The 16949-nt window shown below is 69.0% G+C and carries 17 protein-coding genes; 4 read left to right on the top strand and 13 right to left on the bottom strand.

All coding sequences use genetic code 11. The features are described 5' to 3' along the window. Positions 1–220: 220 nt before the first annotated feature. Entirely contained in the window at positions 221–904 is a 684-nt protein-coding gene (locus VFF97_RS08125) for a phosphatase PAP2 family protein (RefSeq protein ID WP_325032992.1), read from the bottom strand. 98 nt (positions 905–1002) lie between these two features. Between VFF97_RS08125 and VFF97_RS08120 the strand changes: the two genes are divergently transcribed. From VFF97_RS08120 to VFF97_RS08110, 3 genes are read left to right on the top strand one after another with little or no spacing between them, the layout of a single operon-like run. Beyond that, entirely contained in the window at positions 1003–1575 is a 573-nt protein-coding gene (locus VFF97_RS08120; RefSeq protein ID WP_325032991.1) for a YdeI/OmpD-associated family protein, read from the top strand. Between the two features lie 33 nt (positions 1576–1608). Continuing rightward, positions 1609–1908 (top strand): hypothetical protein, encoded by a 300-nt coding sequence (locus VFF97_RS08115; protein ID WP_325032990.1) that lies wholly within the window; start codon positions 1609–1611, stop codon positions 1906–1908. A gap of 10 nt (positions 1909–1918) precedes the next feature. Beyond that, positions 1919–2299, top strand: a complete 381-nt coding sequence (locus VFF97_RS08110; protein WP_325032989.1) for a hypothetical protein — start codon at positions 1919–1921, stop codon at positions 2297–2299. Positions 2300–2388: 89 nt separating this feature from the next. Here the strand turns inward: VFF97_RS08110 and VFF97_RS08105 are convergent, their stop codons facing one another. Then, positions 2389–4545 (bottom strand): alpha/beta hydrolase-fold protein, encoded by a 2157-nt coding sequence (locus tag VFF97_RS08105; protein WP_325032988.1) that lies wholly within the window; start codon positions 4543–4545, stop codon positions 2389–2391. A 362-nt stretch (positions 4546–4907) separates the two neighbouring features. Here VFF97_RS08105 and VFF97_RS08100 point away from each other — a divergent pair, with 362 nt between their 5' ends. Next, positions 4908–5177, top strand: coding sequence for a hypothetical protein (locus VFF97_RS08100; protein ID WP_325032987.1), 270 nt, complete (start codon positions 4908–4910; stop codon positions 5175–5177). A gap of 18 nt (positions 5178–5195) precedes the next feature. Here VFF97_RS08100 and VFF97_RS08095 read toward each other — a convergent pair whose 3' ends face one another. The 11 genes from VFF97_RS08095 to VFF97_RS08045 form a co-directional block, all read right to left on the bottom strand. Further along, a complete protein-coding gene (locus VFF97_RS08095; RefSeq protein ID WP_325032986.1) occupies positions 5196–6470 on the bottom strand; it encodes a M23 family metallopeptidase in 1275 nt (424 codons plus the stop codon). A gap of 129 nt (positions 6471–6599) precedes the next feature. After that, positions 6600–7067: a pyridoxamine 5'-phosphate oxidase family protein gene (locus tag VFF97_RS08090; protein ID WP_325032985.1), complete on the bottom strand. Its 468-nt coding sequence runs from the start codon at positions 7065–7067 to the stop codon at positions 6600–6602. A 73-nt stretch (positions 7068–7140) separates the two neighbouring features. Further along, positions 7141–8151: an alcohol dehydrogenase catalytic domain-containing protein gene (locus VFF97_RS08085; protein ID WP_325032984.1), complete on the bottom strand. Its 1011-nt coding sequence runs from the start codon at positions 8149–8151 to the stop codon at positions 7141–7143. 55 nt (positions 8152–8206) lie between these two features. Continuing rightward, positions 8207–9322, bottom strand: coding sequence for an aminopeptidase (locus tag VFF97_RS08080; RefSeq protein WP_325032983.1), 1116 nt, complete (start codon positions 9320–9322; stop codon positions 8207–8209). Continuing rightward, positions 9319–10806: an FGGY-family carbohydrate kinase gene (locus VFF97_RS08075; RefSeq protein ID WP_325032982.1), complete on the bottom strand. Its 1488-nt coding sequence runs from the start codon at positions 10804–10806 to the stop codon at positions 9319–9321. Before VFF97_RS08075 ends, VFF97_RS08080 begins: the two co-directional genes overlap by 4 nt. A gap of 2 nt (positions 10807–10808) precedes the next feature. Beyond that, complete coding sequence (locus VFF97_RS08070) at positions 10809–11615, bottom strand: BtpA/SgcQ family protein (RefSeq protein WP_325032981.1); 807 nt, start codon at positions 11613–11615, stop codon at positions 10809–10811. A gap of 57 nt (positions 11616–11672) precedes the next feature. After that, the gene (locus VFF97_RS08065) at positions 11673–12293 is read right to left on the bottom strand and encodes a DAK2 domain-containing protein (RefSeq protein ID WP_325032980.1); all 621 of its coding nucleotides are present in this window, start codon (positions 12291–12293) and stop codon (positions 11673–11675) included. Position 12294: 1 nt separating this feature from the next. Continuing rightward, positions 12295–13296, bottom strand: coding sequence for a dihydroxyacetone kinase subunit DhaK (locus tag VFF97_RS08060; protein ID WP_325032979.1), 1002 nt, complete (start codon positions 13294–13296; stop codon positions 12295–12297). Beyond that, positions 13293–14414 (bottom strand): ABC transporter permease, encoded by a 1122-nt coding sequence (locus VFF97_RS08055; RefSeq protein ID WP_325032978.1) that lies wholly within the window; start codon positions 14412–14414, stop codon positions 13293–13295. The genes VFF97_RS08060 and VFF97_RS08055 overlap by 4 nt, the downstream gene beginning before the upstream one ends. Next, positions 14411–15430: an ABC transporter permease gene (locus VFF97_RS08050; RefSeq protein ID WP_325032977.1), complete on the bottom strand. Its 1020-nt coding sequence runs from the start codon at positions 15428–15430 to the stop codon at positions 14411–14413. The genes VFF97_RS08055 and VFF97_RS08050 overlap by 4 nt, the downstream gene beginning before the upstream one ends. After that, a complete protein-coding gene (locus VFF97_RS08045) occupies positions 15430–16926 on the bottom strand; it encodes a sugar ABC transporter ATP-binding protein (protein WP_325032976.1) in 1497 nt (498 codons plus the stop codon). The genes VFF97_RS08050 and VFF97_RS08045 overlap by 1 nt, the downstream gene beginning before the upstream one ends. Positions 16927–16949: the final 23 nt, after the last annotated feature.

Raw genomic sequence — 16949 nt, 5'->3', positions numbered from 1 at the left:
TGAGCGACGCTCCCGACTTCCACAACTCCCAAACCTGCTGCCTCCGATCCGAGGGCAACCCCGGCCTCCCGATCTTCGCCACACCACACCTCCGAGATGATCATCGACGGTGTTGCGCTGACGGGTTGAGTTCACCCTCGCCGTCATGAGAACCCCGATTCGTCGGGGGTTCTCCCCGTTTTTCGTGGTCTGCCGGGAAGGTGAGCCGCGTTCGGCACGCCTATGACCAGATGAGCGCCCGGCGCACCGCAGCGGCGCTCCACCGTCCGAGCACGGCGCCCGCGACGGTGTCCGAGATGTGGTGCTGGCCGCGGTAGACGCGCGAGAAGGCGATCGCTCCGGGGATCACGTATCGAAGGAGAGGGTCGAGGAGCCGCGCGCCCCGGGCGCCGTGGATTTCGAGCAGGTCGGCGAGGGCGCCGTGCAGCGCGAACGCTCCTCCCGTGTGTCCGGAAGGAAAGGACGACGTCGCGTGCGGGCGCTCGGGGCGCCACACGCCTTTGGGGCGTGGCCGCCCCACGAGGGCCGCGGATGCCAGGAAGATCCCGGTCTCGAGGGTGAGCGCCGCCGCGGGGGCGATCGCTGCGCGCCGGTCGCGGGTCAGCAGCCACGTGATGCCGCACCAGACCGCCCCGTTCGCGACGGTCTGCACCACGCCGGAGTACCACGACAGCGGCCAGGTGACCCGGTCGATCACCTCGCGGGGCGCAGTCGGGTCGCCCGGGTCTGTCCCGACGACGGCTTCGCCGTCACTCGGTGTGTGTCCGAACCTGCGTTGGAGTGCGCGCACCGCCCGGTCCTCGCGCGGGTCGTCGCCGCCGAGGAGCCGGATCGCCCGCCCAACCGCCGCCAGCACCGCGATCGCGCCGAGCCCCGGCAGGATCACGGTTCGGAGCAACGGCATGCCCGCATCGTAACGGCGCGCCCGGACGCCGTGCGTGCTGAGATCGCGCGGTTTCCGGCCCCGAACGGTGTGTCCGTGGCAGCGGTTACGGTTCGAGAATGGTCGCCGTCTCCGCCAAACCCGTGCTCCACGTCGACACCGTCGAGGAATGGGAGCGCTGGCTGGAGTCGGATCCCGATCCCGATGGGGTGAGGCTCCGCATCCGCAAGACCGCGTCGAAGGAGCCGGGCATCACCTACGCCGAAGCGCTGGATGCCGCGCTGTGCTTCGGCTGGATCGACGGACAGAAGCAGGCGCTGGATGCCGACTACTTCCTGCAGGTGTTCACTCCACGCCGGCCGCGCGGGGTGTGGTCGAAGGTCAACATCCAGCACGCCACGCGCCTGATCGAGGAGGGCCGGATGCGTCCCGCCGGTCAGCGCGAGATCGACCGTGCCAAGGCGGACGGACGCTGGGATGCCGCATATCGTCAGCGCGACGGCGAGATCCCGCCCGAGCTCCAGGCGGCGCTCGACGCCGACCCGGCGGTCGCCGCCGCGTTCGCCGCGCAATCCGCGCAGAACAGGTTCGCGATGGCGTTCCGCGTGAGCAGCCTCAAGCGGCCGGAGAACCGCGCGGCCCGGGTCGCCCAGTACGTCGAGATGCTCCGACGGGGCGAGACGATCCACTGAGCCGACGGGTGTGGAGGACCATAGGATCAGCGCGTGAGCAACGGCGACGAGATTCTCCTGTGCTGCCTGCTGTGGGCCCGCGAAGGCGAGGCCGCCGGGCTCACCGCGTATGAGGACCGCGTCCTCGCGCTCGTTCCCCGTCACGGTGGCGAGGTGATCCAGCGCGCTGTGGGCGACGGCGCGGAGGGCAGGCCCCACGAGGTTCAGCTCTACCGATTCCCGGATGCCGCGGCGCTCGACGCCTACGTCACCGACCCCGGTCGCGTGGCGCTCGCGGGCGATCGTGATCGAGTGGTTGCGCGTACCGAGCTCTTCCCTGTGGAGCTCCGCTGAGGGGAAGCCGATGGCCGCGCTGGAAGACGTCCTCGACCTGGGATCCGAGCTGGAGCGGTCCTACCCGGTCTATGTGCGGAATCGTTTGAAGTTCCGGGTCGGGCAGCTCGTATACGTCGCGTTCTCCGCGGACAACCTGCAGATGGGCTTCGCGTTCCCGAAGGAGGAGCGCGCCGCGCTCGTCGGAGGGGACCCGAAGAAGTTCCGGATGCCGGCGCCGTCAGACCTTCGCTTCAACTGGGTCGAGTCCGACCTCGCGGCGCTGGATCCGGGTGAGGCGCGCGAGTTCGTCGTCGACGCGTGGCGGATGGTCGTGCCGCTCAAACTCTCCCGGGCCTATGACCTGGCGCATCCGCACGGGCCAGGTCCCGGTCCCAGGGCCGGCAGCTGACACCCGCCCGACAGCGAAGGGCCCCGTGAGGGCGGGCGACGTGCCCACCCTCACGGGACCTCAGTTCGACCGGACTTCCGGCTGACGCGTCAGTCCTGGAACAGGCGCGGCAGGAAGTCGATGAGCGACTTCTGCCACACGTCCCAGCTGTGCGGGCCGGGGATGATCGGCGCGAACTCGTGCACGACGCCACGGCTGGTCAGGCTGTTGATCAGCGTCAGCGTCGCCCCGTAGGTGAAGTCCTGGACGTCACCCGAGTAGATGCGCAGCAGCTTGGTCCCGGCGTTGATCGCCGCGACATCCGCGTTGGCGGGCACATTGCCGAATGCCGACATGGCTCCGACGTACGCGAACTCGCCCGGGAACGCCCACAGCGTGCTGAGGGCGTGCCCCGAGCCCAGCGACAGGCCGGCCAGCGCGCGGTCCTCACCGTCGCTGCTGACGTTGTACTGCGCTTCGGCGGTCACGGTGATGGCTTGCGTGATCTCGTTGGGGAAATTCACGCCGTTGCCGTTCGCCATCACGACCACCATCGGCTCGATGTTGCCGCGGAGGTAGTGGTTGTCCAGGATCTGGGCCGCGAAGCCGACCTCGATCCAGTCCGTCCACGTCTGTCCGCCACCGTGCTGGAGGTAGAACACCGGGTAGGGCTCTTCCCGCTGGGGGTCGTAGTCCGGCGGCGTCCACACGTACGCGGAGCGCTCCGGGTTGCCGGCTGCCGTGCTGGTGTAGTTCATGATCTCGACGGTGCCGCGCGACTCGGGTGCGACCGGGGTTGTGTACTCGCCGCGGAGCGTATCGTCGCCCGGAACCTGGAACGTGCTCCAGTTCGGCTCCGAGAAGACGGTCGTCGGGTTGGTCTCGTCCTTGTGGTCGACACCCTCGACGATGAACTTGTAGTAGTACGAGCCCGACTCGACAGGCATCGTCAGGCGCCAGCGCCCGTCGTCCTGCTTGGTCATCGGCGTACGCGGCCAGCTGCCGCCGGGGCCGAAGTTGCCCCACACCGTGACGTTGTTCGCGTCGGCGAACTCCGTGCCGGTCTCGAAGGTGACGACTCCGTTCTCGTCGATCCACGGCGTCGGGGTCGTCCCCGCGGCCGGCAGCGAGTGCGGCTCGAGCGGCAGATGACCCTCGCTCGGCCCGGTGTCGCCCGGGGCGCCGAACGCGCGCAGCGCAAAGTCGTGCAGGCTCTTCTGCCACGTGTCCCACGTGCCGCCCGTCTCGGGGTCGGAGCCGTCCGACTGGAACTCGACACCCGCGCTCTCGAGCTTGTCGGCGAGACCGACGGTGTCGTTGTAGCGGGGGTCGGTGACGTTGCCGACGTAGAGGCGGATGAGGTCGGTCGCGTCGTTGATCTGCCTCGCCTTGCCCTTGCCGATGTTGCGCTCGAGGTAGCCCGAGAACGAGCCGACCTTCGAGAACTCGCCCGTGGCGCTGACGAGAAGGCTGAGCGCCTGCTCTGCACCCCGCCCGATGCCGGCGATCGCGCGATCGTCCGGGTCGCTGGAGATGTTGAAGGACGACTCCGCGGCCGGCAGGAGCTTCTTGACGACTTCGCCGCGGATCTCGTCCGTCTCGCCGTCACCCATGACGACGACCGCCGGCTCGATCTCCCCGCTGACCGTCAGGTTGTCGAGGATCTGCTTCAGACGCCCGAGCTCCACCCATTCGCGGTAGCTCTGCCCCTCGTCCTGGAGGAGGTAGAGCACCGGGTACGGCTCCGACCGGTTGGCGTCATACCCGGGTGGCGTCCACACCAGCGCCGAGCGGTCGCCTTCGGTGCCCTGGTACGCGAGCTCCTGGAGGTTGCCGCCGTTCGGCACGTCCGCGAGCCACTCGGCGCCCGGGCCGTCCACGAACAGCGTGTTCCATGTCGGCTTCGAGGTCACCTCCTGCGGGCTGGCGGGATTGCGGAACGGGATGGCGTCCTCGCCCCACGACGGCCGTGCAGAGTACTGGTAGTAGTACAGGCCGGGCTCGAGTGGGCCGATGGTCGAGGTCCAGTTGCCACCGCTCTGCCCCATGTTCAGGGTCGTCCAGGTCTTGCCCGGAGCGAAGTTGCCTTCGACCGCGACGACCGCGCCTGTGATGCCGGTCGCCGGCTCGATCGCCGAGTTGGGAACTGTGAACTGGTAGACGTCCGAGATGACGTTGTCGATCTCGGCGACCCACGGGTCTTCGGCGGCTGCGGCCGGCTGCGCCGCAAGGAGCGAGGTCGCTCCCAACGCGGCCGCGGCGGTCATCGCCACCAGTGCACGACGGGAGCGCCTTTCGGTGCCCCGCCTTTGATCTGTGAGAATCACCTTCGATTTCCTCTCGTGTAACCTCGCGCCCGCGTCATGCGGAAGCGCTCGCTCGCCCGAGGGGCGAACCAGGGGCGGTAGGTCGACGAAGCTCCGCAACTGGCGGTTTACAACGTCGTAAATTCCCGCAAGACCCATAGTGGTCTCTTCGGCGCGTGAAGGTCATGAGAAAATTCCAACGTTGTACAAGACGTGCGGATGCCGCCGCACGAATCGTGGGGCACCGGGGTGATCCCCACCCTCGGCGCGCGCGGTCGTCGCCAGCGACGACCGGGTTCCGCAGAAGGCGACATGATGGAGGCATGTCTTCTTCCGCCCCACGCCGCAGCAACCCGACCGCCTGGGCAGCCTTCTGGTTCGGCCTGGCCGGTCTCGTGCTCATGCCGATACCGCTGTTCATCGGGTTGATCCTGGGCGGCGGCCTCTCGATCGTCGCAGCCGTCCTCACCGTGATCGCACTCCTCAAGGGACTCGCGCGCGAAGGCAAGGGCATCGCGCCCGTCGTGTTCGCAGCGATCTTCGTGCTGCTCACGTGGGCGGGTATCTCGGTCGGCGGCGGCATCGTCTGGTAGCCGCATCGCGCCCGGCGCCTACGGTCCGACGCGGATCACCGTTCGGTCGAGGGGCAGCTGATTGTGCCGGATGCTGGGCTCCACCCGCTCGAGCGGCAGCAATCCATCCGACTCGAGCCCGAGGTTGTCATCCCATAGCCGTTCGGTGATCGTCCCCAGCAGCTCGAACTCGTCGAACTCGTACGGGATGCCGTCCGACGGGAAGAACGTCGGAGTGCTCTGCAGGTGGAAGTGCAGGTGAGGTGTGGTCGAGTTGCCGCTGCTCCCGATCAGCCCGAGCTCCTGACCGCGTTCGACCCGATCGCCGACCGCGACTCGCACCGACCCCGGGTCCATATGGCCGTAGAGCGCGTAGAGACCCTCTTCGATCTCGATCACGACGTGATTTCCGACCGTCTCCTGGATCGGGGGAATGGGCGGCGGTTCCGGCATCGACGTGGAGTTCGGCACACCGTCCATCGCCTTGACCACGGTGCCGGCCGTGGCCGCGATGATCGGCTGACGGTATGTGAAGTAGCTCGTGATGTCGCTCGGGTCGCCCTCCCACGTCCGTCCGTCTTCGTCGAGCAGGTAGAAGTCGATCGCGAACCGTTGCGGCACCAGGCCCTGGCCATTGACTGGGGCGAACCCGCGCCGGTGGTGGGTGTCGTCGAAGCAGCATCCCTCGCTCATGTACCAGATGCCGTCGGTGACGGGCACGCCGACCGTGGGCGCGGGTCGGTCGTCGACGGGGGAGGTTCCGACGGCTGCCTCGAACGAGACGGGGCCGTTCCGGCCGTCGATGCTGCCGATGAGCCGGTGCTCGATCTCAGCCGGGATCTCATCGCCTTCGAGCTGGACGTCCATCCACGCGATCCAGGTCTCGGACGGTCGAAGCAGCACGCTTCCGGTTCCCGGAACCCCGCCGGCGGACTCTCCGAGCCTGGTCACCGTGCGAGGCAGCTCTTCCGTGCCGACCGTGCGCAGACTCGCCTGGGTGCGAGAGTCGACGACCTCGATCCCTTCCAGCTCGAACGGCGCGGATGTGGCGTTCGTCAAGAGGAACTCGTACGCCAGGTGGAGTCTCTCGTCCGTGCCCATCACGGGTCTCGGAGTGGTGAGCATCGAGGCGATGACCGGTGTGAAGGTCGTGTCCGGGTCGAGGCCTTCGCTCGACGATGCCGGCGGTGCCGATGTCGCCGTCGGGGCGGGATTCGCGGCGGGACCCACCGTGCACCCGACGAGGGTTGCGACGGCGGCCAGAATGAGGCTCAGCCGCGCGTTGACACGTGTGGGCGTCCGGTTGTCGACCATGATTCCTCGCGAATGATCCGTCCCCAGTGCGCGGATGCGTGGGTCGCACGCTCAGTCGCAGGGTACTCCCATTGCAGAATCGGAGGTCAGGTGCGCTTCGTCGAAGACGAGACCGACTCGCAGTCTCGTCTAGGCGCCCGGCTCCTCGCGCGACGCGCGATAGCGCTCGGGCTCCTTGCCGCGCGCGAATCGCCTGCCCGAGACCTGGGTTGCGGTGATCCGCACCCACCGGTACTTGAGGGTCGGGATCCACGACTCGAGCGCGAGCGCCTCGGCGGCGTCGATCTCGCTCTGAAGCGTCAGGCGGTGGGCGACGCCCTTGAGGACGACGCTCGCGGCATGCGTGTCGTCGTACTCGTCGACCTCGAACGCGACGCGCGGGCTCTCGGAGAGCCGCTCCAGCTTCGTGCCCGGGGCGGTGCGGAAGAGCACGTGCGGACCGTCCGTGACGTAGTTCACGGGGAAGATCTCGGGGTCTCCGTCGGCGACCACCGCAAGGCGACCCAGCTCGCACCGGTCGAGCAGGTTCCAGCACTGCTCCTCGGTCAGGATCTCGACGACCTCATCGATCCGCGACGATGCGGGGTTCGTGAACATCTCTGCCTCCTCGCACACCACGATGCGCCGCAGCCTCGAGCGCCACGGGGTCGAAGGTCCCGTGGCGGCGGGATCAGCCGTTCACGAGGACTGCGCGTGAGCGCAGCCGCCCCTGCGCGAGCAGCGTGAGGGCCTCTTCGGCGCGCGACATCTCGAACCGGTCGACCACCGTGCGCACCTTCCCCTCGGACGCCAGGCGGAGCACTTCCTCCATGTCGCGGCGCGACCCGAGGATGGACGCCTTGATGACCTGCTCCTTGTTGAAGGGGAACCCCTCGACCGAGACAGGCACGCCGCTGACGAGAGTGCCTCCCCACTTGAGGGCACGCAGCGCCTGCGCGGTCACGGCATCCGACGGGGCGAAGGTGACGGCGGCATCGAGCGAGTCTTCGAGCGCCTCCCCGGGATCGACGGCGGATGCATCGACCGTCTCGTGCGCGCCGAGCTCGCGTGCGACGGCGAGATGGTCCGCGCCGCGTGCGACGGCGACGACCTCCGCACCGGTCAGCAGCGCGAACTGCAGCGCGAGGTGGCCGACGCCGCCCAGGCCGAACACGCCGACACGCTGGCCGGGACCGACGTCGAGCTTCTTCACGGCCCCGTACCCCGTGATGCCGGGGCAGAAGAGCGGTGCGGCATCCGCCAGGTCGAGGTTCTCCGGCACGCGATACGTGTGCGCGGCCGTCGCGAGCATGAACTCGCCGTAGCCGCCGTCGACGTGCTCGCCGGTGATGAGGCGCCGGTGGCACAGGTGCTCGCGGTCGCTCGTGCAGAACTCGCACTCCTCGCACGTCCACCACAGCGGCTGGACGCCGACCGGGTCGCCGACGGAGAAGCCGGTCACGCCGTCGCCGAGCGCGGCGATGCGTCCGGTCACCTCGTGACCCGGGACGATGGGGCTGATCGCAGGTACGCCGGCAGCCACCCAGTCGCCCTCGATCATGTGCAGGTTGGACCGGCAGACGCCGCAGCCGACGACCTCGATGAGAACCTGCCCTGGTCCGGGGGCGGGCGTGGCGGTCTCCCGCCAGCGAAGCGGATGCTGCGTCAGCGGCGCCGGCGTGTCGAGTTCGTTCGCGTACATGTCTCTTTCCTCATGGTCGGTCGTCGGCCGGTCGCGGCCGGGGGAGTGCAGCGCTTCAGGCGTCCAGAGGCCGGGCGACCGAGGCATCCGCCAGTGCCTGCTGCACGACTCCGTCTCGGATGAGCCACTCGCCGTCGACAGCGAGCGAGCCGCTCCCGGCAGTCGGGCGGAGGTCTTTGACGATGTCCCAGTGCAGGGCGGACTCGTTCACGCCACCGCATTGCGGGTAGGCCCGCCCGAGTGCGATGTGGACGGTGCCGAGGATCTTCTCGTCGATGAGCAGGTCGCCCGTCTGGGTCGCCAGAGCGGCGTTCGTGCCGATTCCGAGCTCCCCGACGCGCCGCGCTCCGGCGTCGGTGTCGAGCAGCCGGGTGACGAGCTCGAGCCCCTCGGATGCGGTCTCACGTACGACCTGGCCGTTCTCGAAGGTGAGTTCCAGATCGCGCACCCGCACACCCGCGAAATAGAAGACGCCCGGGAATCGGATCGTGCCGCTCACGCCGTGCTCGACGGGCGCGGTCGCGATCTCACCGTCGGGCCAGTTCGCCTCGCCAGAGAAGGCGACCCAGCGCCGGCCGGCGACGGGGAGCTCGAGACGGCCCCATTCGTCCTCGATCACGACCGTGCGCGTGCGCGCGAGCCGATCGCACAGGGCGCCCATGCGCTCAGCCGCCTCCGACCAGTCCGCGTCGAACGAGGCTGCCCATTCGGCGAGCAGGCGTCCATAGTCGAGCCCGGTCTCGGCCGCCCACGTCGGCGTGGGAACCCGGACGAGCGCCCACCGGGTGTTCTGCCAGCGGAGCGTCGAGACGATTCCGCGACCGTGCCGGTGTGCGGCGATGCGCGCGGGGTCGGCGTCCACGACGGGCGACGTCATGGCGCGGAAGGAGACATGCACGTCCGACCACTCCATCGCCGCGACCTCGAGCGGCGGCGCCTGCTCGAGCACCGAGGAGTCCGCCCAGCGCAGGGCGCTCTCGTCGAACCGCTCATCGGTCGAGACGACCTGCGGAACCGCGCCGCGTCGCCAGCACTCGTCGACGAATCCGGCCACGGCATCCATCGCGGAGCTGTCGGTGACGAACACCGACACCTTGTCGCCCCGGGTGACGCCGACACCGTCGGCGACGAGAGCCGCGATGCGGCTCCACTCGATAGTGTTGCTGGTCATCGTGCCCGTCCGTGCTGAAGGGGAGCCACAGCGCGGTAGAGCGCCATGTAGTCGTCGTGGTCGGCGGTGAGGGCGGACTGCGTCGCGGAGTCCGGTCGCACCGGGTTCCGTTCGCGCACCCATGCGCGCGCATCCGTCGGCGCGCCGACCGCTCCGACGCCGAGTGCCGCGAGGAAAGCGTCTCCGAAGGATGCCCCGGGGGTGTCCGCGACGACCTGCGTGAGACCCGTCACGGTCGACACGGTGCCGATGATGTACGGATTCTTCGTCGCCCCGCCGATCGCGACCACGCGGTCGATCGGGGCGTCGGCCGAGCGGAAGGAGAGGATCGCGGCCGCGATCGAGTGGCCGACACCCTCCAGCACCGCTCGGGCGACGTCGGAGCGGGTGTGTTCGAGCCCGAGACCCATGAGCACGCCGCGGCTCGCCGGGTCCTGGAACGGAGTGCGCTCGCCTGCGAAGTGGGGCAGCGCGAGCAGTCCGCGCGCGCCGGGCTCGGATTCGGAAGCCAGCGCGATCAGAGTCGAGAACGTGTCCTCGTCGCGATCCGCCGTGATGTCGAGCAGATCCGCGATCCACCGCGTCGCGGTGCCGGCGGTCGAGGTTCCCGCTGCGAGCACATAGGTGTCCTCGAACACGAACGGGGCCGACCAGAGGTCGTCGCCCACGCGCAGCCGGTCGCCGACGCGGATGAAGTAGCCGCTCGACCCGTACATCGCCATGAGCTCGCCCTCGCCCACGACGCCGGAGCCCACGGCCTCGGCCGGGGAGTCTGTCGTGCCGAGCACCACGGGAGTGCCCTCACGGATGCCCGTGGCCGCCGCCGCCTCGGCGGTCACGGTGCCGGCGATGTCGGCGCTCCATGCCACGCGGGGGAGGCGCGTCTCGTCGATGAAGTCCTCGCAGCCGCTCGTGTCCCATGCGCCGCGTGCGATGTCGTACAGCGGATGGAAGTAGCCGGCCGTCGCGTGATCGATCGTGACCTCGCCGGTCAGCATTGCGACGAGCCACGACTGGCTCGTCATGAACCAGCGCGCTCGGCTCCAGACATCCGGCTCCTCGTCTTTCAGCCACGCGATCTTCGGCCCGGCCGACTGACTCGTGAGCGAGTTGCCCGCCCTCCGGACGATCTCGTCGGCGCCCAGCCGAGCGGTGAGGCTCTCGATCTGCGCGGTCGCACGCGTGTCGATCCCGTACAGGATCGCGGGGCGCAGCGGTCGGAGCTCGGCGTCGGTCGCCACCACGCAAGGGCCGATCGCGCTCACGCCCACCCCGGCGATCTGCGCCGCGGCGGGGTGGGCCGTGAGCTCACGGGCGATGGCGGTGACGTCCGCCCACCACACAGCTTCAGGATCCTGCTCGACATGGCCGGGCTCGGGCGTGGAGATGCCGTGGCGCCGCCGGGCTTCGGCGATCACCGTCCCGGTGCTGTCAACCAGCACGCCCTTGCTCTCGAACGTGCCGATGTCGATCCCGAGGAACATCCTCAGCGCACGCTCCTTGCGACGCTCATGAGGTCTTCGACACGCGCCTTGTCCACGTCGTTCTCGAACTTGCCGTCCTTCTTGAAGAAGGTGCCCACGATGCCCGCGTCGGCGAACTTCATGCTCTCCGCGAGCGTGTCGGGCCGAACGCCGGTGTTGACGAACACGGGCGTGCAGCCAGCGTGCTCCTTCACGATCTTCAGGGTAGACGTGTCGGTCGGGGCGCCGGCGGTGAGCCCGGAGACGCAGAGACCGTCGGGCACGCAGTTGAAGACGGTCGAACGGGTCAGCTGCGCGAGGTCGCGCTCCGCGACGTACGCGGCGGCCTCCGGGACGATGTTGAACAGCAGCCGCACGTCGCCGCCCGACACCGCCTGACGGTGCCGCGCGGTCTTGCCGACGTTCGTGTTCCACAGGCCGAAGTCGCTCGCATAGACGCCCGTGAAGATCTCGCGCACGAACGAGGCTCCCGTCGCGACGGCGAGGTCGATCGAGCGCACGGCGTCCCACAGGACGTTCACGCCGAAGGGAACGGAGAGCTCGCTGCGGATCTCGCCGATGACGCGCGCCATGCTGATGGCGGTGATCGGCTCGGTCTCGGTCAGGTAGGGCAGGCTGAACTCGTTCGAGATCAGGATGCCGTCGACGCCGCCCTCCTGGAGGGCCGTGATCTCGTGCCGCGCGTGGGCGATGATGGCGTCCATGCCGCCGTTCTTGTCGTACGCGGGGTCGCCCGGGAGAGCGGGCAGGTGGCACATGCCGATGATCGGCTTGGTCACGGGGAAGACGTCGTCGAGCCAGGTACTCACAGAGGGTTACCGCCTTAGGTGTTGCTTGGTTGGGGATGGGGTCTGGGATGAGGCGTGTCAGCCCGATCGGCGCGCGGTGCGCCAGGCCTCGGTGAAGCGGAGCAGCGCTGTGGCGCCCGGGTCGGCGATGCCGATGCTGCGCTCCTGCAGCCACGAGGCACGGCCGCGGCGGGACTGCAGGTTCTTGGTGCGCTCGACCGCATCCGCGGCGGCGGTCACGGCCGCGTCGACGGCGGTGTCGGCATCCGTCTGATCGACGAGAGCCTCGGCGACCGCCACGAGCCCGTCGTAGATCGTCTTGTCGCCCAGCTGGGTCTTGCCGCGCTGCGCGATGCTGTCTGCGGCGGCCGCCGCGAAGGCCTGCGCGTCGGCGATCGCGATCTCGGTCTTGTCGGCCCACACGCGCGATCCGGCGAGGAGCGCGCCCGCGACGAGCGCGGCCATGGTGGACGGGTTGGCGTTCGCGAAGGCCTTGGCGGTCGCCTTCGCGATCTCGGCGGGCGTCGCGTCGGCCGGAAGCTGCTCGAGCGCGCCGATGACGGCGGTCGAGCCGGCCGAGACCGTGATGCCGAGGTCGCCGTCTCCGAGCTGCTGATCCAGGTCGCGCAGCTCGTCGGCAGACTCGATCAGGAGCGCGAGGCTCCGGCGGATGTTCTCGTTGAGGTCGGTCGCATCCATGTCAGGCCTCCTCGAAGAAGGGGGACTTCGCCGGTGCGTTCAGCAGCTCCAGCCGCTGGTCGTTCAGCTCCAGCAGCGAGATGGAGGCGCCGGCCATCTCGAGACTCGTCGCGTACTCGCCGACGTAGCTCTTGGCGATCTCGATGCCGAGCCCGGTGAGGATCTGGTGCGTCTTGCGGTACAGCACGTACAGCTCCTCCAGAGGAGTCGCGCCCATGCCGTTCACGAGCACGGCGACGCGGGCGCCCGAGGTGAGCTCCAGGTCGTCGACGAGGGCCTGCACGATTTGCTCGGCGATCTCGTCGGCGGTCTCGAGCGGGCCGCGGCGGGTGCCCGGCTCGCCGTGGATCCCGATGCCGATCTCCATCTCGCCGTCGGGCAGCTCGAAGCTCGGCTGACCCGTCGTCGGGAGGATCGTGGGCGCAAGGCCGATGCCCATCGTCGCGGTGTGCTCGACGACGTCCTCGGCGACGGCGGCGACCTCGTCGAGGGTGTCGCCGCGCTCGGCCGCCGCTCCGGCGGCCTTGTACGCGAAGAAGATGCCCGCGACGCCGCGGCGGTCCTGCTTGCGCTCCTTCGGCTGGCTGGCGACGTCGTCGCGGCCGAGCACCGTGCGGGTCGGGATGTCGTCGAGCTCGGCGAGGTCGACGGACAGGTCGAAGTTGAAGACGTCGCCACCGTAGTTGCCGTACAGGTAGAGCACCCCGGCGCCGCCGTCGACGGCCTTCGTCGCCTCGAAGATCTGCTGCGAGCTGGGCGAGCTGAACACATTGCCGATCGCGACGCCCGAGCACAGGCCCTTGCCCACGTACCCCTTGAAGAGGGGGAGGTGGCCGGAGCCGCCGCCGGTGACGATGCCGACCTTGCCCTGCTGGGGCGCGTCGGCGCGCACCAGCACCCGCAGGTCGTCGCCCGGCGTCTTCACCAGGTCGGGATGCGCCAGCAGGATGCCCTCGACGAACTCGTCGACGAACGCCTCGGGCGCGTTGATGATCTTCCTCATTCTCCTGTGTCCTTTCTGCGACGCTCGGTGGCGATGGCGACGGTCTCGCTCGACGCCGCCGGGACAGGCAGCGGTGATCGCCTGCGTCGCCTGAAGTTGATCTGGTCGAACACCATGACGGCGATGAGCAGGACGCCCTGCGCGATGGCGTACTCGTACGCGGACAGGCGCATCGCGGTGAACCCGCTGGAGACGACCTGCAGCGTGAGCGTCGCGAGGACGACGCCGAGGACGGTCGCGAAGCCGCCGTTGGGGTTCGTGCCGCCCAGCACCGCGATCACGATCGCGAGCAGGACGTAGCTCGACCCGTAGTCGGCGCTCGCCGACGGGTTGCGGGCGAGGAACACCAGGCCCGCGAGCGCGCCGAGCAGACCGCTCACCGTGTACGTGAGCATCAGCGTCGACCGCGCGCTGATGCCGGAGTAGCGTGCCGCGACCGGGTTCGCGCCCTGCAGCTGCACCTTTCGGCCGATGGGGGTGCGATCGATGACGAGGGCCAGGACGATCGCGGCGACGATCAGCACGAGGAAGAGCACCGGGATGCCGATGAGCGTCGTCTTGCCGATGGTCGTGAGCACCGTCGGAGCGCCCGAGATCGTCACTCCGCCCGTCCACACGAGCGCCAGCCCGTTGAAGAGCTGCATCGTGCCGAGTGTCGTGAGGATCGGCGTGACGCCGACGACGCTGACGAGCACGCCGTTGACCGCGCCGAGCAGCGCACCCATGGCGATCCCCGCGAGGATGATGAGCCCCGACATCGCCTCGGCGGTCTCGGGCCCCGAGGTGGTGGCCACCAGCGTGTACAGCGACGAGACGGTGATCGCCGCCATGTTCGCGATCGCCACGACCGACAGGTCGATGCCGCCGGTGAGCATCGCGATCATCATCGCGAGCGAGATCAGGCCGATCTCGGGTGCCCCGACCATGATGTTCTGCAGGTTGACCGGGTTCAGGAACACGCGCGGGTTGAGCGCGGCGAAGAGCAGGAAGGTGACCACCAGCAGGATCACCATGCGGCCGGCACCGCGCTGGAGGTGGACGCGGTCGATGACGTTGCGTACCGCGCCGTCGAGTCTGCTGTTGGCCGTGCGCAGGCCGTTCGAACCGAGATCGCTCATGCTCGGCTCACCTCCTCTTCGAGCAGGACGGGCTTTCGGCGGTCGCGAAGCGCGGCCAGCGCCTGGATGCTGACGCCGATGATGAGCAGGGCGCCGACCGCGGCGCGCTGCCACGTGCTGGGGATGCCGATGAGCACGAGGTTGTTGTTGATCAGCTGCACGAGGACGACGCCGAGCACCGTCCCGAACACCGAGCCGCGCCCGCCGAAGATGGACGCTCCGCCGAGGACGACCGCGGCGATGATGTCCAGCTCGGTGCCGACGAGGGACTGCGGGTTTGCATTCTTGCCGAGGATCACCGAGATGACGCCGCCGAACGCGGCGAGCGCGCCGACGAGCACGTACAGGAGGACCTGCGTGCGCACGACTTTGATGCCGACCCGGCGAGCCGCCTCGATGTCGCCGCCGATCGCGAAGATGCTGCGCCCGAAGGTCGTGTACTTGAGCATCCACCACACCGCGACGACGACGATCACGACCGGGATGAGCATTCCGTGCAGGTAGCCGGCCCCGGGGATGTCGACGAGGTGGGCGTCGCCGGCATCCGAGATGCTCGGGGGGAGCTTGGCCGCCGAGATGTAGGCGGAGCCGATGTAGGTGAGCAGGATCCCCTTGATGATCCCCTGGGTTCCGAGGGTCACGATCAGCGTGGGAAGCCGGAACCGTGCGATCACCACGCCGTTGACGAGGCCCCACAGGGCGCCGATCACGATCGCGATCGCGAAGATCCCGACGAGCGTGGGGTCGAAGCTCGCCTGCGAGGACCATTGCACGGTGGTGTACGCCGCGAAGATCGCGATGGCGGGGAAGGAGACGTCGATCCCGCCCGAGATCATGACCAGCAGCACGCCGAGCGCGAAGATCAGCGGCACGAGGGAGCTGCGGACGAGGCCGAAGAAGGTGCTGGGCGTGAAGAACGCCGGGCTCGCGAGCGCCATGGCGATGGCCACGACGACGATCACCGCGGCGAGCACGCCTTCGTTGTTCGCCCCGCGCAGACGACGGAGAATGTCCATCAGGCGGTCATCCTTTCCTGAATTCCGTCCACGTCGATGTCGTCGCCGACGACCTCCGCCACGACGTGCCCCGCGCGCACGATGAGCACGCGGTGGCAGCTCGACACGAGCTCGGGGATGTCGTCCGAGATGACGATGATCCCCATGCCGTTCGCGGCCTGCTCGCGGAGGATCGCGAAGATCTCCTCCTTCGAGCCGATGTCGACGCCGACGGTCGGCCCGTTCAGCATCAGGACGTTCGGCTTGCGATCGAGCCACTTCGCGATGACGACCCGCTGCGCGTTTCCGCCCGAGAGGCTGCGCACGGGCGCCTGCACGTTGGGCGCCTTGATCCGGAGCCGCCGGAACAGGTCGGCCATCGACCGGGCGATGCGCTTGCCGTCCAGGAGGAACGCCTTGTTGCGGTACGAGTCGAGCGACGCCGCGACCATGTTGTCGGCGATGGACTTCTCGAGGAACAGACCCTGCGTGAGGCGGTCCTCGGGGACGTATCCGATGCCGGCTCGGACGGCATCCTTGATCGAGCGGATGCGGCGGGTCCGACCGCCGATCGTCACGGTTCCCGTGTCGGCGGGGGCGACTCCGAAGATCGCCTCGGCGATCTCGCTGCGACCGGACCCGAGGAGGCCGGTGATGCCGAGGATCTCGCCGGGCCGGAGAGTGAAGCTGACATCGGCGAACGCGCCCTTGCGGCCGAGGCCCTCGACGACCATCAGCGGCTTCCGGCCGTCGGGAAGCTCGTCGACGAGCCGCTCCTCGCTGACGTCGCGGCCGGTCATCGCCTTGGCGATCGCGCGGCCCGTGTACTCGGATGCGAGGCCGGACTCGACCACCTCGCCGTTGCGCAGCACGGTGACGCGCTGCGAGATCTGCAGCACTTCGTCGAGCTTGTGGCTGACGAACACGACGGCGACGCCGCGGTCCTGGAGCCGGCGCACGATCGTGAACAGGCGCTTGACCTCCGAGTGGGTCAGCGCAGTCGTCGGCTCGTCCATGATGAGCACTCGCGCTTCACCCACCAGCGCGCGGCAGATGGCGATGAGCTGGCGATCCGCGACCGAGAGATGCTCGACATCGGCGTCGAGATCGATGTTCAGGCCGAGGTCGGCGACGATGCGCTCCGCGGCCGCGCGGATGCGGCGGCGCGAGGAGAGCTTGCGGCGGTCCGCGAGCTCGCTCAGCATGGCGATGTTCTCGGCGGCCGTCAGGTTGGGGAAGAGGGAGAAGTCCTGGTAGATGACCTGGATGCCGGCGCGGATCGCGCCGGTCGGTGTCGTGTGGGTGTGGGTCTCACCGTCGATCGTGATGGTGCCGGAGTCGGGCCTCTCGACACCGCTGATGATCTTGATGAGGGTGGACTTGCCGCTGCCGTTCTCACCGGCGAGGCAGTGCACCTCGCCGGCTTCGAGACTGAGCGACACTCCGCCGAGTGCGCGCACACCGCCGTACGTCTTGACGATGTCGCGCACCTCGAGGACCGTGTGCGCGGGACTCATGAGTGTGCGATCTCCTTCGAGTC

Source organism: Microbacterium sp. (assembly GCF_035687345.1).
Classification (GTDB): Bacteria; Actinomycetota; Actinomycetes; order Actinomycetales; family Microbacteriaceae; genus Microbacterium.
The sequence above is the reverse complement of the archived record's forward strand: the minus strand, read 5'-3'. Positions and strand labels throughout refer to the sequence as shown.

Bases quoted from the DNA above. Each gene is read 5' to 3' on its own strand.
- VFF97_RS08095 (WP_325032986.1), bottom strand. From the start codon at position 6,470: ATGGTCGACAACCGGACGCCCACACGTGTCAACGCGCGGCTGAGCCTC.
- VFF97_RS08075 (WP_325032982.1), bottom strand. From the start codon at position 10,806: ATGTTCCTCGGGATCGACATCGGCACGTTCGAGAGCAAGGGCGTGCTG.
- VFF97_RS08125 (WP_325032992.1), bottom strand. From the start codon at position 904: ATGCCGTTGCTCCGAACCGTGATCCTGCCGGGGCTCGGCGCGATCGCG.
- VFF97_RS08105 (WP_325032988.1), bottom strand. From the start codon at position 4,545: ATGACCGCCGCGGCCGCGTTGGGAGCGACCTCGCTCCTTGCGGCGCAG.
- VFF97_RS08055 (WP_325032978.1), bottom strand. From the start codon at position 14,414: ATGAGCGATCTCGGTTCGAACGGCCTGCGCACGGCCAACAGCAGACTC.
- VFF97_RS08120 (WP_325032991.1), top strand. From the start codon at position 1,003: ATGGTCGCCGTCTCCGCCAAACCCGTGCTCCACGTCGACACCGTCGAG.
- VFF97_RS08060 (WP_325032979.1), bottom strand. From the start codon at position 13,296: ATGAGGAAGATCATCAACGCGCCCGAGGCGTTCGTCGACGAGTTCGTC.
- VFF97_RS08065 (WP_325032980.1), bottom strand. From the start codon at position 12,293: ATGGATGCGACCGACCTCAACGAGAACATCCGCCGGAGCCTCGCGCTC.
- VFF97_RS08050 (WP_325032977.1), bottom strand. From the start codon at position 15,430: ATGGACATTCTCCGTCGTCTGCGCGGGGCGAACAACGAAGGCGTGCTC.
- VFF97_RS08045 (WP_325032976.1), bottom strand. From the start codon at position 16,926: ATGAGTCCCGCGCACACGGTCCTCGAGGTGCGCGACATCGTCAAGACG.
- VFF97_RS08100 (WP_325032987.1), top strand. From the start codon at position 4,908: ATGTCTTCTTCCGCCCCACGCCGCAGCAACCCGACCGCCTGGGCAGCC.
- VFF97_RS08080 (WP_325032983.1), bottom strand. From the start codon at position 9,322: ATGACCAGCAACACTATCGAGTGGAGCCGCATCGCGGCTCTCGTCGCC.
- VFF97_RS08110 (WP_325032989.1), top strand. From the start codon at position 1,919: ATGGCCGCGCTGGAAGACGTCCTCGACCTGGGATCCGAGCTGGAGCGG.
- VFF97_RS08085 (WP_325032984.1), bottom strand. From the start codon at position 8,151: ATGTACGCGAACGAACTCGACACGCCGGCGCCGCTGACGCAGCATCCG.
- VFF97_RS08090 (WP_325032985.1), bottom strand. From the start codon at position 7,067: ATGTTCACGAACCCCGCATCGTCGCGGATCGATGAGGTCGTCGAGATC.